At 73.2% G+C, this 14,845-nt stretch carries 14 protein-coding genes; 6 read left to right on the top strand and 8 right to left on the bottom strand.

Going from position 1 to position 14,845, the window contains the following annotated elements; genetic code table 11:
* Positions 1-15: 15 nt before the first annotated feature.
* Positions 16-1,248 (bottom strand): cytochrome P450 family protein, encoded by a 1,233-nt coding sequence (locus tag OG299_RS03770; RefSeq protein ID WP_327360462.1) that lies wholly within the window; start codon positions 1,246-1,248, stop codon positions 16-18.
* A gap of 208 nt (positions 1,249-1,456) precedes the next feature.
* Between OG299_RS03770 and OG299_RS03765 the strand changes: the two genes are divergently transcribed.
* Positions 1,457-2,053 carry a GNAT family N-acetyltransferase gene (locus OG299_RS03765; protein ID WP_327360461.1) on the top strand — a complete coding sequence of 199 codons (597 nt, stop codon included), beginning with the start codon at positions 1,457-1,459 and terminating at the stop codon, positions 2,051-2,053.
* Positions 2,054-2,105: 52 nt separating this feature from the next.
* On the opposite strand, the gene OG299_RS03760 is transcribed toward OG299_RS03765, so the two are convergent.
* Positions 2,106-4,421 carry a family 20 glycosylhydrolase gene (locus tag OG299_RS03760; RefSeq protein WP_327360460.1) on the bottom strand — a complete coding sequence of 772 codons (2,316 nt, stop codon included), beginning with the start codon at positions 4,419-4,421 and terminating at the stop codon, positions 2,106-2,108.
* 134 nt (positions 4,422-4,555) lie between these two features.
* A complete protein-coding gene (locus tag OG299_RS03755) occupies positions 4,556-5,971 on the bottom strand; it encodes a glycosyltransferase family 87 protein (protein ID WP_327360458.1) in 1,416 nt (471 codons plus the stop codon).
* A 113-nt stretch (positions 5,972-6,084) separates the two neighbouring features.
* Between OG299_RS03755 and OG299_RS03750 the strand changes: the two genes are divergently transcribed.
* Together OG299_RS03750 and OG299_RS03745 are read left to right on the top strand one after the other, a co-directional pair.
* Positions 6,085-7,233: a molybdopterin-dependent oxidoreductase gene (locus OG299_RS03750; RefSeq protein ID WP_266637039.1), complete on the top strand. Its 1,149-nt coding sequence runs from the start codon at positions 6,085-6,087 to the stop codon at positions 7,231-7,233.
* Positions 7,233-7,637, top strand: coding sequence for a hypothetical protein (locus OG299_RS03745; protein ID WP_266637037.1), 405 nt, complete (start codon positions 7,233-7,235; stop codon positions 7,635-7,637). Before OG299_RS03750 ends, OG299_RS03745 begins: the two co-directional genes overlap by 1 nt.
* A 73-nt stretch (positions 7,638-7,710) precedes the next feature.
* Here the strand turns inward: OG299_RS03745 and OG299_RS03740 are convergent, their stop codons facing one another.
* The 3 genes from OG299_RS03740 to OG299_RS03730 are packed head-to-tail and all read right to left on the bottom strand — an operon-like array spanning position 7,711 to position 9,730.
* On the bottom strand, positions 7,711-8,370 hold the full coding sequence (locus OG299_RS03740; protein ID WP_327360457.1) for a class I SAM-dependent methyltransferase: 660 nt from the start codon (positions 8,368-8,370) through the stop codon (positions 7,711-7,713).
* Entirely contained in the window at positions 8,367-9,017 is a 651-nt protein-coding gene (locus OG299_RS03735; RefSeq protein WP_327360456.1) for a TIGR04282 family arsenosugar biosynthesis glycosyltransferase, read from the bottom strand. The genes OG299_RS03740 and OG299_RS03735 overlap by 4 nt, the downstream gene beginning before the upstream one ends.
* Complete coding sequence (locus tag OG299_RS03730) at positions 9,014-9,730, bottom strand: glycosyltransferase family 2 protein (protein ID WP_327360454.1); 717 nt, start codon at positions 9,728-9,730, stop codon at positions 9,014-9,016. The genes OG299_RS03735 and OG299_RS03730 overlap by 4 nt, the downstream gene beginning before the upstream one ends.
* A gap of 124 nt (positions 9,731-9,854) precedes the next feature.
* Between OG299_RS03730 and OG299_RS03725 the strand changes: the two genes are divergently transcribed.
* Positions 9,855-10,715 carry a response regulator transcription factor gene (locus tag OG299_RS03725; protein ID WP_442817480.1) on the top strand — a complete coding sequence of 287 codons (861 nt, stop codon included), beginning with the start codon at positions 9,855-9,857 and terminating at the stop codon, positions 10,713-10,715.
* The gene (locus OG299_RS03720) at positions 10,708-11,823 is read left to right on the top strand and encodes a sensor histidine kinase (protein WP_327360452.1); all 1,116 of its coding nucleotides are present in this window, start codon (positions 10,708-10,710) and stop codon (positions 11,821-11,823) included. The genes OG299_RS03725 and OG299_RS03720 overlap by 8 nt, the downstream gene beginning before the upstream one ends.
* A gap of 37 nt (positions 11,824-11,860) precedes the next feature.
* Here OG299_RS03720 and OG299_RS03715 read toward each other — a convergent pair whose 3' ends face one another.
* Entirely contained in the window at positions 11,861-12,886 is a 1,026-nt protein-coding gene (locus tag OG299_RS03715) for an NAD-dependent epimerase/dehydratase family protein (protein WP_327360451.1), read from the bottom strand.
* A 180-nt stretch (positions 12,887-13,066) separates the two neighbouring features.
* Between OG299_RS03715 and OG299_RS03710 the strand changes: the two genes are divergently transcribed.
* The gene (locus OG299_RS03710) at positions 13,067-13,597 is read left to right on the top strand and encodes a MepB family protein (protein WP_327364443.1); all 531 of its coding nucleotides are present in this window, start codon (positions 13,067-13,069) and stop codon (positions 13,595-13,597) included.
* A gap of 9 nt (positions 13,598-13,606) precedes the next feature.
* Here the strand turns inward: OG299_RS03710 and OG299_RS03705 are convergent, their stop codons facing one another.
* Positions 13,607-14,710 (bottom strand): mechanosensitive ion channel family protein, encoded by a 1,104-nt coding sequence (locus tag OG299_RS03705; protein WP_266637025.1) that lies wholly within the window; start codon positions 14,708-14,710, stop codon positions 13,607-13,609.
* Positions 14,711-14,845: the final 135 nt, after the last annotated feature.

Here is a 14,845-nt window from a genome sequence, read left to right as displayed (position 1 = left end):
CGCCCTCTCAGCAGGTCATGCCGAGGAGGCGAGGCGGACGGGCAGGGTCCGGTGGCCGTTGCTGATCAGGGAGGCCACGGGCACCAGCTCATCGGCGGGGACCGCCAGTTCGAGGGCCGGGAAGCGGTCGAAGAGCGCCTCGAGCGCGGCCGCGACCTCGAGCCGGGCCAGCGGGGCGCCGAGGCAGAAGTGGACGCCGTGCCCGAAGGCGAGGTGGTCCTTCGTGACCCTCGTGACGTCGAAGGCGTCGGCATCCGCGCCGTGCCAGTCGGGATGCCGGTTGGCGGCGCCGTACGAGGCGAGGATCGCCTCCCCCTTGGCGATGGTCCGTCCGTCGGGCAGGGGGATGTCGGCCAGGGCGAAGCGCATCGGCAGGTGTTTCACGGCCGGCTCGTGGCGCAGGGTCTCCTCGACGACGTCGTTCCAGCTGCTGCCGCCGGCGCGGACGTGGCCGAGCTGTTCGGGGTGGGTGAGCAGGCTGGTCACCGCCTGGTCGATGACGTTGACCGTCGTCTCGTACCCGGCACTGACCATCAGGAACAGCGTGTCGGCCAGTTCGGTGTCGGACAGCGCGGAGCCGTCGCCCTCGTCGTCGCGGGCGGCGATGAGGAGCGAGGTCATGTCGTCGCCGGGCTCGGCGCGCTTGGCGGCGATGAGCCGGCCGAGCACTTCGTAGGCCCGAACCGCGTTCGCGGCGGCCTGTTCGGGGGTCAGGGTCGTGTCGAAGACCCCGTCCACCACGGAACGGAACTCACCGCGCTCCTCGTCGGGGAGGCCCATGAGGCGGCCGATGACCGCGATGGGCAGCGGGTAGGCGAGCCGTTCGCGCAGGTCTGCCACCGCACCGGGCGGGAGGGCGGCGAGCTCGTCCAGGAGGCCGGTGACGATGGCCTCGATCGTGCCGCGGAGCAGGGAGACACGGCGCGCGCTGAACGCGGGGGCCACCATCCGCCGGAGCCGGCGGTGGTCGGCCCCGTACGCGGTGAACATGTTGTTCACGGCCACCCAGAGGGCGAGCGGCCACGTCTGAACGGCCTGTTCGAACTCCGGCCAGTGCGCGCGGGCGTCCTTGGACACGTCCGGGCTCGTCAGCAACTCCTTGAGGAGGGCCGGGTCGGTGACGGACCAGGCCGTCACGCCGAGGATGTCGACGCGGGCCGCGGGTCCCTGGGCGCGCAGCAGCCGGTCCTCGGCGTGCCGGTCGGCGCCTGCGGGGTCGAGGACGAGCGGGGCGGTGGGGCGATTCACGCGTGACTCCTTCGAGAGACGGTCGTGACGGTAGGACGATCCTCCATCTCCCGCACAACGCGCGTGGTGGACAAGGTGTTCCACGGACGAGGACAGCCTTCGACGCGGGCCGTGGCCGGTGCGGCGCGTGTGAAACGGATGCACCGGAGGGCGCCCGTGAGAAGATCCTTTCGCCGGTGTGCGCTGGTTCCGACCGTGGAAGGTGACGATGTTCGCGATATCCCTGGGCGACGACGGCGCGGAGCTGAGCCCGCTCGAACCGTGGCAGGCCGAGGAGTTCCTCTCCCACGTGGACCGCGGACGGGCGTTCATCGGGCAGTACAACGGGCTCCCCGACGCCGTCACGGACCTGGACTCCAGCCGGGCGCTCCTGCAGGCGTACGCGGAGAAGACCGCGGCCGACGCCGGGCGGCTCTCCGGCATCCGGACCGACGGCAAGCTGGTCGGAGCGGTCCTCTTCCGCAGGTTCGACGTGGCCCAGGGCGTGGCCGAGGCGGGCTGCTGGCTGGAGCCGTCCGCGGTGGGCAAGGGGTTGGTGACCCGGGCCGTGCGCGCGATCATCGACTGGGCCGTCGAGGAGCGGGGCATCCACCGCGTGGAGTGGGTGGTCTCGGTCGGGAACGAGCCCAGCATCGCCGTGGCCCGGCGGCTCGGGATGACCAAGGACGGTGTGCTGCGGGAGAGTTACCTGTACCGCGGGAAGCGGCACGACGAGGAGGTCTGGTCGGTCCTCGCCCCGGAATGGCGAGCGCACCGGGCCGACCGGGTCGACCGGGCACTGCGGCCGCACCGGGCGGAAGGCTGAACGTCCCCCGGCACGGGCCGTCGCCGGGAGACGTCCACGAGCTGTCACACCGTCAGGTGATCTGCCACCGCTGGTAGCCCGAACCGGAACTCGGCTGCTGCGTGACCAGGGCGCCGTCCGTACCCGATGCGGTGGTCAGCAGGAGCGCGCTCTTCTTGTTGGACACCATGTACTCGCCCCCGCCGAGGGCGGTGACCATCCAGCGCTGGCTGTCGCCGCCGTTGCACGTGGCCTGGACGACGGCCGCACCGGGCGCGGTGGACCCGCCCGAGACGTCCGCGCACATCCTGGACGAGCCGTTGACCATCGAGTAGGAGCCGTCGGTACCGAGTGCCAGCTGCCACTGCTGGTTGGGACCGCCGTGCGGTGTCCAGGTGATCAGCTGGGTGCCGGACGCGCTGGAGCTCGCCGGGTCGTCGAGGGCCTTGCCGGCCGCGCCGAGCGTACGGGCGCCGCTCAACTGGCCGCCGTACACCTCGAACTCGTACAGCGAATAGCCGTACCCGGTGCCGCGCCCGGTCCCGTACACGCGGATGTAGCGCCCGGATCCGGACAGCCCGGTGAGCTCCTGGACCCCGCCGGCGCCGGTCGTGGTGGAGTACACGGTGCGCCAGGTGGCGGCGTCGTCGGAGAGCTGGATCTGGAAGGCCTTTCCGTACGCGGCCTCCCAGCGCAGCACCACCCGGCTCACGGCCTGGCCGGAGCCGAGGTCGACCTGGAGCCACTGCGGGTCGCCGTAGGCGCTGGACCAGCGGGTTCCGGGGTCCCCGTCGGTGGCCGAGGAGGCCGGGAAGTCGGCGGTCTCGGTGCTGGAGGCGCTGGTCGGCCGGTTGCGGGCGAGATTGCCGGGCTGGGCGAGGCCCGGCCAGGCGGGGTTGTGCCCGACCGCGGCCGCAATGGGGGTGAAGGCGGCGTACGTGCTCGCCGGCTTCGGGGAGCCCCAGGTCTGCTGGGCCAGGGCGCGCAGCGGGTACATGATGCCCGCCGCGATCTGCTCCTCCGTCTCGGCGGTCGGGTTGTCGCACCACACGTGGATCAGCGAGCCGGGGTTCTTCGAGGGGTCGGTGAGGGTGGCTCCGCCCTCGAAGCGGTCGGGGGTCCAGGTCTCGTACATCCACTTGGTGTCGGGTTTGGCCCCGCCGAGCACGTAATAGGTCGGAGTCCAGGATTCGTTGGCGACGGTGTGGCCGGCCGCGGCCAGTTGCTGCGGGGTGAGCCCGTAGCTGTACCAGTACTCGACGAGGATGCCCGCGTGCGCAGTGACGGTCCCGTCCCCGGCCTTGATGCCGTCGTTCCACATCCGGGTGGTCTTGCCGGCCGCCCGGACCAGGTCGTCGGCCCAGTTCACGAATCCGTAGTAGGTGTCCTTGGCGGTGGCGCCCGCTCCGTAGTGGGCGCGGGCATAGCTGAGCAGCTGCGGGTACTTGGCGTAGTCGGTGACGTATTCATCCGCGCCGATGTGCCAGTACGGAGCCGGGAACAAGGGCAGGTACTCGTTCACCAGGTCCTTGATCAGGGTGTACGAGGCCGGCAGCGAGAGGTCGATGAAATCGGGGCTGGCCGTGCCCGCGCTGTTCTTGAGCTTGAGCTCGGGGTGGGCGGCCAGGACGGCGTTCATGTGCCCGGGGGTGTCGATCTCGGGAACGATCGTGACGTGGTACTTCTGCCCGAGCGCGACCAGGTCGGCGATGTCCTGCTTGGAATAGTGGTCGGCGGAGACGATCTCCGGGTGGGTGGAGCTCTCGAGGCGGAAGCCGAACGTGTCCGACAGGTGGAAGTGGAAGTAGTTGAGCTTGAGGTAGGCCAGTTCCTTGATGTGCTGCTCGACCCAGTCGACGGTGAAGAACTTCCGGCCCTGGTCGATCATGAGCCCGCGCTCCGCCTTGGCGGGCCAGTCCACCGCCGTGCCGGCGGGCACCGTGGCCGACTGGTGCAGGAGCTGGAGCACGGTGCGGGTGCCGTAGAACGCGCCGGTGTCGGTCCCGGCCTGGATGCCGACCCACTGGCCGACGGCCAGCCGGTAGCCCTCGGCGGGCAGTCCGGGGTCACCGAGGCTCAGCGCGATGTCGCCGGGCGCGGGGCTCCCGGTGACGACGGCGACGGGACGCCCGGCCAGCGCGCCCAGATCCTCGGCGAGTGTGGCGGCCTCGTCGGAGAGCTGGGCGGTGTGGGCGGGGTCGACGGTGATACGGCTCGCGGCGGTGAACGTGTACGTACCGGTCCCGGCCGTCCACTGCCGCAGCGCCGGGACGGTCCGGGGCGGCCCGGCGGCGGACTGTGCGGGCACGGGTCCTGCGGCGGCGACGCCGGGTAAGGAGAGCGCGGCCACCGCGCAGACGGCGGCGATCAGCAATCTGAACAGACGCATGGCAAGTCCCCAAGTCATGGGAGGGAAGGGGAGTTCAAGGGGAGTTCAGGGGGTCGGCCAAAGTGCAGCCAAAGTGCAGCGCAGAGCGGGATGCATGTCAATACCTGCTCGAAACTCCGTCCCACCGAGCAGGATCACGCATCCGTACGGGCAGCCCTGACGGGTCGACAGCGGCGATCGGCCGTGCGAAGCCTGCGCCGGCGTACCGCGCTGACCACCAGCACCAGGAGCACCGCGAGGCCGTACGCCGTGGCGCTCACCGCCTCGCGCGAGCCGAACACCTGGCCCGTGACGTACACGGCGGGGCCCGCGACGGCGATGCCCAGCCACTCCCAGCGTCCGTCCAGCGCCACGAGCGCGACCAGCAGCAGGGCGTACCACGAATAGCCCGGCGTGAGCAGCGCGAACGCCCACCCGGTCACCAACAGCGCCCCGCTCCACGGCCGTCGGGGATCCCCGCGCCACAGCACGTACCCGCACACGCCCGCCATCACGGCGATCAGCACGGGCAGCGCCCAGTCGTCCGGCAGCACCAGCCGCAGCAGCGCATAGCGGGAACCGGCCGAGGCGTCCTCGTACCCCTCCTCCTCCACGTAACCGCCGAGGTAGCCGAAGACGGAGCCCCGCGAGAGCAGGACGTACGGCAGGTACGCGAGCGCCGTGAAGGCGGCGGCCGGCAGCAGCACCGCGACCGCATCGCGCACCCGGCGGACGCCCGACAGGGCGCCCGGGAGCACGATCGCCGGCATCAGCTTGGTGGCGACGGCGGCGCCCAGGACCAGCCCGCCGGCCGCCCGGCGCCCGAGGCGCTCCGCGGCCACGAGCCCGAGACCGACCACGGCCAGCAGCACGCCCAGGACATCGACGTGCGCATTGTTCACCGCCTCGATCGGTACGGCCGGACACCACGCCCAGTACGCGGCCCTGCGCGGGTCCGTGCCCCGCCGGCGCAGGATCAGCAGCAGCGCGCCGCTCACGCCGAGGGACAGCACCCCGGCGCCGATCTGGAGCGGCTTGTGCCGGGCGCCCTCGGGGGAGAGCCGGTCGACGGCCAGGAAGTACGCCTCCGCGACCGGCGGATAGATGGTGTGCACGGCCGGCCGGTTGATCCGGGTGCAGTGCGGGGTGTCCCCGGCGTACGGGATCCGGGCCCGGTCCGGGCCGGTGCAGGCGGCGCCCGTGGGGAAGAGCCACGGATCGCGCAGCCGGGCCAGCGCCGGGTCCTGCGGCGCGTGGTCGTACGGGGAGATGCCGTCGGACTGGACCCGGCCGTCCCAGGCGTAGCGGTACGAGTCGGTGCTGGTCCGGGGCGCCGCCACCAGCCCCGTCGCCGTCACCGCGACGGCCCCCGCCAGCACCAGCGGTACGACGACGGCGGCCGGGACCCGGCGCAGCGCGAGCACGGCGACCGCGAACAGCGCCCAGCAGGCCGCGTAACGCCAGGACAGTGCGGCGGGGTCGGTGAAGTAGCCGTCGCGGCAGATGGTCCACACGAGGGCGGCGACGAGGGCGGCGAGGGCGGAGAGGCCGAGGGCGGTACGCAGGTTCACAGCCGCAGCGTTCCAGGCGAAGGCCGCACATCGGGCTCCGGCGCCGCTCATGTCCGTGTTTCGTAAGGTGTCCGAACCGCCTCCGAGAGCCCGGTCGGGGGTGTCATGGGTCCATGCGCTTCCCTCTCCGACTCCCTCCCGACCCGCCCGTCACCTTCAAGGCGCGGTTGCACGACGCCCGTACCGCGACCGCCGTCGGCCGCTGGCTCGGGCTCGCCTTCGCCGTGTGTTTCGCGACCGGCGTGCTCAGCCACTACTTCCAGCACCCGCCGGTCTGGCTCGCCGACCGGCTGCCGAGCCGCCCGTACTGGGGTTACCGGTTCACCCAGGGACTCCACGTGGTCTCCGGGATCGCGGCGATTCCGCTGCTGCTGGCGAAGCTGTGGGCGGTGTACCCGCGGCTGTTCGAGTGGCCGCCGCTCAAGTCGGTGCGCCACGCGCTCGAGCGGGCCTCCGTGGCGGTGTTGGTGGCGGCCGGCGTGTTCGAGCTGTTCAGCGGGCTGCTCAACACCTTCCAGTGGTACCCCTGGCCCTTCTCCTTCGTGCCCGTGCACTTCGCTCTGGCCTGGCTCCTGGTGGGCGCGCTGATGGTGCACATCGCCGTGAAGTGGCCGGAGATCCAGGCGCATTGGACCCGCCGCTCCCCGGGGACGCTCGCGCTGCCCGAGGCCGACGGTCCGGATCGGCGCGCGCTGCTGGTGGGCGTCGCGGCGGCGGTGGGAGCGGTGACGCTGACGACCGCCGGGCAGTCCGTCACCGCGCTCGGGCGGCTCGACCTGTTCGCCCCGCGCGATCCCGCCGTCGGACCGCAGGGGCTCCCGGTGAACCGTACGGCGAAGGCCGCCGGGGTCACCGCCGCCTCCGTACGGGACTGGCGGCTGACCGTCGCCGGCCCGCGCCCGTACACCCTCACCCTCGAAGAACTGCGCGCGATGCCGCAGTACGAGGTGACGCTGCCCATCGCGTGCGTCGAGGGGTGGAGCAAGAACGCCCGGTGGACCGGGGTACGCGTGCGCGACCTGCTGGACCGGGCCGGAGGCGGCCCGGGCGCCCGCGCCCGGGTGGAGTCGCTGGAAGCGGTCGGCGCGTACCGGGTGACGGAGATGGGCCGCGAGTACGCCCAGGACCCGCTCACCCTGCTCGCGCTGCGCCTCAATGGCGAGGAACTCTCCCCGGACCACGGCTACCCGGCGCGGATCATCGCCCCGAACCGGCCCGGCGTGCTCCAGACCAAGTGGGTCGGCCGACTGGAGGTGGCGTGATGGCGTACCGGTATGCGGTGGCGGGCCTCGGGCTGGCCCTGATGGGCCTGGGCGGCGCCCTGCTGATCCAGCAGCCCTCGCCCTGGCGGATCGCGCTGTGGCTCGCGGGCGCGGTGGTCGTGCACGACGGACTGATCGCGCCCCTCGTGATCGCGGTCGCCGTGCTCGCCGGCGCTGCCGGCCTGCGCCTGCGCGGGACCCCGCGCGCGGCCCTGGTCGTCGCGGGCTCCCTGACCGCGATCGCCCTCCCGCCGCTCCTGCGCCCGGGCGGCGCGGCCAACCCGACGGTCGTGCCGCTGGACTACCTGCGCAACTGGCTGCTGACGATGGCGGCCATCGCCGTGGCCGCGGGCCTGTGGACCGGGACGCGCGCGGCGCTGCGCGGCGCTCGCCGACAGCCCTGAGCGACGGGACGCACAAAAGCGGCTGACGCGGTTCCACTTCGCGTCAGCCGCTTACGTGTGCCCCGGTCCGCGGTCAGCGTCGCAGCTGCACGAACGCCCGTCCCGCGGCATGCCAGGTCACCGCTCGGCTCCAGCCCGCTTCGGCCGCCGCGACGCGGAGCGCACGCGTGCCGAGCCGGGCCCACAGGAACGGAGCCCCGCGGCCGCCGTGACCGTCGTCGACATGGACCTCGACGCACTCGTCGACGTCCACGGTGGCCACCTCGACCAGCAGCGAGCCACCGGGCGCCGCGAGCCGCGCGGCGCGCCGCAGCAGTGCGCCGGGGTCGCCGCCGATGCCGATGTTGCCGTCGATCAGCAGGACCGTGCCCCACCGGCCCTCGCTGGGCAGCGGGTCGAACACGGACCGGCACAGCGCGCTGCCGCCCGCGCGTACGGTACGGGCCACGGCCTCCGGGGTGACGTCCACGCCCAGCGCGGGGTGCCCGCGGCGGGCGAGGGCGGCGACCAGGCGGCCCGGTCCGCAGCCTATGTCCAGGACCGGGCCGTCGCAGCGGGACAGGACGGTGGCGTCGGCGGTGTCGGGCTCTGCGCACCAGCGCTCCACCTCCAGCGGCAGCAGCCAGCCGTCGGAGCGGCGCAGGTAGAGAGGGCCCTGGCCGGTGCGCAGGGCGTCGGAGTACGGATCGGCCCGCCAGGCCCGGGCGGCGGGCTCCGCCAGTTGCGCGGTCATCGGACGGCCGCGCACAGCTCGGCGTGCAGGACGGCGAAACGGGTCCCCGGCGCGGCGGCCGCGACCAGCGCCGCATCGTCCGGGGTGTCGACGTCGCGGAGCGCCGGGAGATCCCGTACGGCCCGCCCGGACGCGGTCAGCCGCCGGCGCTGCACCTCCCCGGTGTGCGCTACGGACATGGGGACGCCGCGCAGCAGCGCCGGGTCGGGTTCGGCGAGCCCGAGGGCCCAGAACCCGCCGTCCACGGCCGGGCCGAACCACGCGCCGGTCCGGGTGAAGTCGAGGCCCTGGGCGAGCAGTTCGGGGGTGACCTGGGGGGTGTCCATGCCGATCAGGAGCGCGGGGCCGCCGTACAGGGCGAAGGCCGCGGCCAGTCGGGCGTCGAGCCCGCCCGCGCACTGGGGGACCACCTCGATGCCGTCGGGCAGCCACTGCCCCGGCGCCCCGTCGAGGTAGAGGACGCGCCGCCGGGCCGGCGTGGCGAGGACGGCGTCCAGGGTGTCCTGGAGCGCCGCGCGGGCCAGGGCGGCGGCCTGCTGCGGGGTGAAGTGCGGGGTCAGCCGCGTCTTGACCCGGCCCGGGACCGGGGCCTTGGCGACGACGAGGAGAGTGCCCTCGTCGTCGCAGTCGCTCTCGAAGGTGCTCATGCCGAGACCCCGCCGGACGGTACGGACCGGGTGCCGGGCGCCTCGGCCAGCACCCGCCGCATGTCCCGTACCGCGTGCCAGGTGCCCCGCCAGGTACCGGTGACCTTCGACTTCCCGGAGCGCGGCAGGTACGGGACGTCCGTCTCGGCCACCCGCCAGCCCGCGTCGGCGGCCCGTACGACCATCTGCAGCGGGTAGCCGCTGCGCCGGTCGGTCAGGTCCAGGCTCAGCAGCGCCTCGCGGCGCGCGACCCGCATCGGTCCGAGGTCGTGCAGCCGCAGCCCCGTACGGCGGCGCAGCATCCGCGCCAGTGCGAGGTTTCCGGCGCGGGCGTGCGCGGGCCACGCGCCGCGGCCCTGCGGGCGGCGCCGGCCGAGCAGCAGATCGGCCTCGCCGGCCGCGACCCGCGCCGCCATGGGAGCGAGCAGGGCGGGGTCGAGGGAGGCGTCGCAGTCGCAGAAGCAGACGAGGTCGGCGCTCGCGGCGAGCAGCCCGGCATGGCAGGCGGCGCCGAAACCGCGCCGGGGTTCATACACCACGGTCGCCCCCAGGCTGCGGGCGATGTCGGCGGAGCCGTCGGTGGAGCCGTTGTCGACGACGATGGCCCGCCAGCCGGCCGGCACCCGCGCCAGCACCCAGGGGAGCGCCTCCGCCTCGTCGAGGCACGGCAGTACGAGGTCCGCCCGGGGCGGCACACAAGCAGAATCAGTCACGGTCCACACCGTAGGAAGCCGAGGCGGACGAAAGGGGCTTTGAGTCCTTACGAAACGCGGACGCCGTGCGGGATCGGGGGAGGGCGCATTCCGCGCGGCCCGGGGCGGATGTCAGGCTGGGGCCATGGCAGTCAGCAATGTGCAGAGCACGGACGAGGGCCCGGGCGCCGTCGGCCCCGGCGGGGCGGGCACCCCGGAGCGGTCCATGGGCAGCGTCCTGATCGTGGAGGACGACCCGACCGTCTCGGAGGTGGTGGCCGGATACCTCGACCGGGCCGGCTTCGCCGTGCGCCGGGCCGCCGACGGACCGGCCGCGCTCCGCGCCGCCGAGGAGCAGCGCCCGGACCTGGTGGTCCTCGACCTCATGCTCCCGGGCATGGACGGGCTGGAGGTCTGCCGGCGGCTGCGGGCGCGCGAGCGCGGCGCCGACCCGCGCGGCGGTCAGGGCGGCATCCCGCCCCTCCCGCCCGTCCCGGTCATCATGCTCACCGCACGCGGTGACGAGGACGACCGGATCCTGGGCCTGGAAGTCGGCGCCGACGACTACGTGACCAAGCCCTTCAGCCCGCGCGAGCTCGTGCTGCGCGTGCAGTCGGTGCTGCGCCGGGCCGTACCCGCCCCGCCGGCCGCCGGCCCCCGGCTCACCGCGGCGGGCCTGAGCCTGGACCCGGCGGCCCGCCGGGTGAGCAGGGACGGCCAGGAGCTCGCCCTCACCCTGCGGGAATTCGACCTCCTCGCCTACTTCATGCGCAACCCTGGCCAGGTCTGCGACCGGGAGCGGCTCATGCGCGAGGTCTGGGGCTGGGACTTCGGCGACCTGTCCACCGTCACGGTCCACGTCCGCAGGCTCCGCGGAAAGATCGAGGACGATCCGGCGAGCCCGCGGCTGATCCAGACCGTATGGGGCGCCGGCTACCGCTTCGACGCCCACCCCGCCCCGGCGGCCCCCGCGACCGCCCCCCGGACGGAGGACGGCCATGCGTGACCAGGACCTGCTGCTGATCGCCCTGTACGCGCTCCTCGGCGCGGGCGGCGCCGGAGCGCTGGGCGCCGTCGTCCTGCGGATGCTGCGGCGGCGCAGCATCGCCGTCTCCCTCGCCGTCGTGACCGCCGTCGCCGTGCTCGCGATGCTCGCCGGAACGCTCACGGTGGCCTGGGCGATGTTCCTCTCCACCCACGACCTGACCGTGATGACCACGGTCGTCGCGGTGGCGGCCGCCGTCTCCCTGGGCACCGCGCTGCTCCTGGGCCGGCAGGTCGTACTGCGCTGCCGCGAGCTCGTCGCCGCCGCGCGGGTCTTCGGCGAGGAGGGCACGTTCACCACGCCCACCGTGCCCGCCCCCGCCGAACTCGCCGCGCTCAGCCGCGAACTGGCCCTGACCAGCGAGCGCCTGGAAGCGTCCAGGGAGCGCGAGCGGGCGCTGGAAACCTCACGGCGTGAGCTGGTGGCCTGGATCTCGCACGATCTGCGCACCCCGCTGGCCGGTCTGCGCGCCATGTCGGAGGCGCTGGAGGACGGCATGGCCGCCGACCCCGCGCGCTACCACCGGCAGATGCGCACCGAGGTGGACCGCCTCAACTCGATGGTCGGCGACCTCTTCGAGCTCTCCCGCATCCACGCGGGCGCCCTCAGCCTCAGCCCCACCCGGATGTCCCTGTACGACCTGGTGGGCGACGCCCTGGCCGGAACCGACGCCCTCGCCCGCGAGCACGGCGTACGGCTGGTCGGCGACGGCATCGCACCGCTCCCGGTGGAGGTGGACGGCAAGGAAATGACCCGCGTCCTGTCGAACCTGCTGGTCAACGCCATCCGCCACACCCCGGCCGACGGTACGGTCGCGATCGCGGCCGAATCCCGCGAGGGAGCGGTGGTGCTGTCGGTCACCGACGCCTGCGGCGGCATTCCCGAGGAGGACCTCACGCGCGTGTTCGACACCGGCTGGCGCGGCACGCAGGCCCGCACGCCTCCGGGAGGTGCGGGCCTGGGCCTGGCGATCGTCCGCGGCATCGTGGAGGCCCATGACGGGCACGCTCACGTCCGCAACGTCTCCGGCGGCTGCCGCTTCGAACTGACCCTCCCGGCCCCCGCCTAGGTCGGCCGGAAGTCCGCAGGCCTGGCGGCCCGGCGGCTCAGGGCGTGTCCGCCCCGGCCGCCAGCTCCGCCATCCCGGCGGCGAACGGCACCACCGGACGCCAGCCCAGTTCCCGGCGCAGGCGCGCCGAGTCGGCGGTGATGTGCCGGACGTCGCCCAGCCGGTACTCGCCGGTGACGACCGGGTCCGGGCCCCCGCACGCGGAGGCCAGGGCCTTGGCCATGTCCCCGACGGTCCGCGGATCGCCGCTGCCGACGTTGTACGCGGCGAAGCCGCCCGCCGCGGCCACCGGGGACTGCGGCGACTCCAGTGACCCCAGTGACTCCAGGGCCACCGCGTTGGCCACCGCCACGTCCCGTACGTGGACGAAGTCCCGCCGCTGGCCGCCGTCCTCGAAGACGCGCGGCGCCTCGCCCCTGGCCAGCGCCGACCGGAACAGCGCGGCGACCCCCGCGTACGGGGTGTCGCGGGGCATCCCCGGCCCGTAGACGTTGTGGTAGCGCAGCGAGATCCCGCGCCCGCCGGTGGCCCGCGCCCAGGAGGCCACGAGGTGCTCCTGGGCCAGCTTGGTGGTGGCGTAGACGTTCCGCGGATCCATCGGCGCATCCTCCCCGACCAGGCCGGGCGCCAGGTCGGCGCCGCAGGCCGGGCAGCGCGGCTCGAACCGGCCGGCCGCCAGATCGGCCTCGGCACGCGGTCCGGGCCGGACCACGCCGTGGGCGGTGCACTCGTACCGCCCCTCGCCGTAGACGACCATCGACCCGGCGAGCAGCAGCCTGCGCACCCCCGCCTCGGCCATCTCGGCCAGCAGTACCGCCGTACCGAGATCGTTGGCCGAGACGTAGCCGGGTGCGTCCCCGAAATCCTTGCCGAGGCCGACCTTCGCCGCCTGGTGGCAGACCGCGTCGACGCCGGCCAGGGCCTCCCGCACCTGGCCGGGATCCCGTACGTCCCTCCCGTCCTCCGCCAGGTCGAACACCACCGGGTCGTGCCCCCGGCCGGCCAGTTCGCAGACGATGTGCGAGCCGATGAAGCCCGCTCCTCCAGTCACAAGTACGCGCATGATCCGACGCTATGCCGCTCCAAGGCCCGGGAGGCGCTTACCCGGCCGGACGTCACGGATCCGTAAGACCGAACCCGGGCCCGGCCTCTACCCGACCGCATGTTCGAATATCCGGGGGATCCGTGACAAGGTGGTCGGGTGACGGAACACCGCGAGAGCCCAGCCCCTCAGCACCCCGGTATCGGCCCCGAGCCGTGGTCGGACACGGTCGGGGTTCCCGGCGAGCTCCTCGCGGCGAAGTCGCGGGTCTACGACCCCTGCGGATTCACCTGCTCACAGCCGGTGCCCGAGGCCGAGAGCGCCGAATACGCCGCGCATGCCTTCACCCTCGACGGCCGGCGCATCCGGTTCCGTGCGGCCAAGACGACGCCCACCAAGGTCGGCCAGTTCGTCACCGTGTGGAAGAGGTCCGCGCGCGGTCCCATCGAGCCCTTCGACGCCGCGGATCCCGTCGACCTCTTCGTCATCAGCAGCCGCGACGAGGACGGCTTCGGCCAGTTCGTCTTCCCGGTGGACGCGCTGCGCCGCAACGGAGTCGTATCGGTGGACGGTTCCGGCGGGAAGCGCGGCTTCCGCGTCTACCCGCCGTGGGTGACCACCGCCAACCGACAGGCCGGGCGGGCGCAGGCATGGCAGGTGGAGCACTTCCTCCACCTGCCACACGACGGCCCCGCCGACCCGGCCCGCGCCGAGGCGCTGTACCACCTGTAGGCCCGCAGGTCAGCCGGTGGTGGCCGGCGTACGCGTCGGGGCCTCGCGCTGGTGCGGGACCGGGGGAGGCGTCGACGCCTGGAGGTCGTCCCGGTGGAGTGCGACCGTCCGGGTGGGAGCGGGGATGGTGATGCCCTCCGCCCGGAAGCGCCGGTGCAGGCGCTTGATGAACTCGTGCTTGATCCGGTACTGGTCGCTGAACTCGCCGACGCCCAGGATCACCGTGAAGTTGATCCTGGAGTCCGCGAACGTGTGGAACCGGACGGCCCCTTCGTGGTCGGGAACGGCGCCGTTGATGTCGGCCATCACGCCGTCGACCACGTCGAGGGTCACCCGCTCGACCTGCTCCAGATCGCTCTCGTAGCCCACGCCCACCTGGACCGAGATCGACAACTGCTGCTCGGGCTGGGTGAAGTTGGTCATGTTCGTCCGCGCAAGACGCCCGTTGGGGATGATGACCAGGTTGTTCGACAGGTTGCGGACCACGGTGTTGCGCCAGTTGATGTCGACGACGTACCCCTCCTCACCACTGCTGAGGCGGATGTAGTCACCGGGCTGCACGGTCTTCGAGGCGAGGATGTGGACGCCCGCGAAGAGGTTGGCGAGCGTGTCCTGCAAGGCCAGGGCCACCGCCAGACCGCCGACGCCGAGGGCCGTGACCAGCGGTGCGATGGACACGCCCATGGTTTCGAGCGCGACGAGCACACCCATCACGAGCACCACGATCCGCGTGATGTTCACGAAGATGGTCGCCGATCCGGCCACTCCGGTCCGCGCCCCCGCCACCGACTGGACGAGCCCGGAGACGACCCGGGCGGCACTCAGCGTGGCGATGAGGATGAGCAGAGCGGTCAGGGACTGGTTCACGAACCCCAGCACCCGAGCGTGAAGCGGCAGGGTCGAGGCGGCCACCGCGGCGCCGGCGATGACCGCCGCCCAGGGTGCGAGCGTGCGCAGCGCGTCGACGATGATGTCGTCCCCGCTCCACCGCGTCCGCTCGGCGTGCCGGCCCAGCCAGCGCATCAGGGCGCGCAGCAGCAGCCCGGCGAGGGCGCCGGCGGCGATTGCGATTCCGGCCACCAGCCAGTCGTGCAGGACGAGTTCCCGGTTCAACGGACGCCCTCCGCTTCGCGCCGGACCGGGGGAGCGGCGACGGGCGCTGCGGGTCGTCGTATGAGGTGTGTCGTCACCTTGTCACCTGTCAGTTTGTCGTGCATGGAGCCTCGTTCGGGCGCATGTACGCATTCC

The sequence above is a fragment of the Streptomyces sp. NBC_01296 genome (assembly GCF_035984415.1).
Classification (GTDB): Bacteria; Actinomycetota; Actinomycetes; order Streptomycetales; family Streptomycetaceae; genus Streptomyces.
This window is presented reverse-complemented; position numbering and strand designations above follow the sequence as displayed.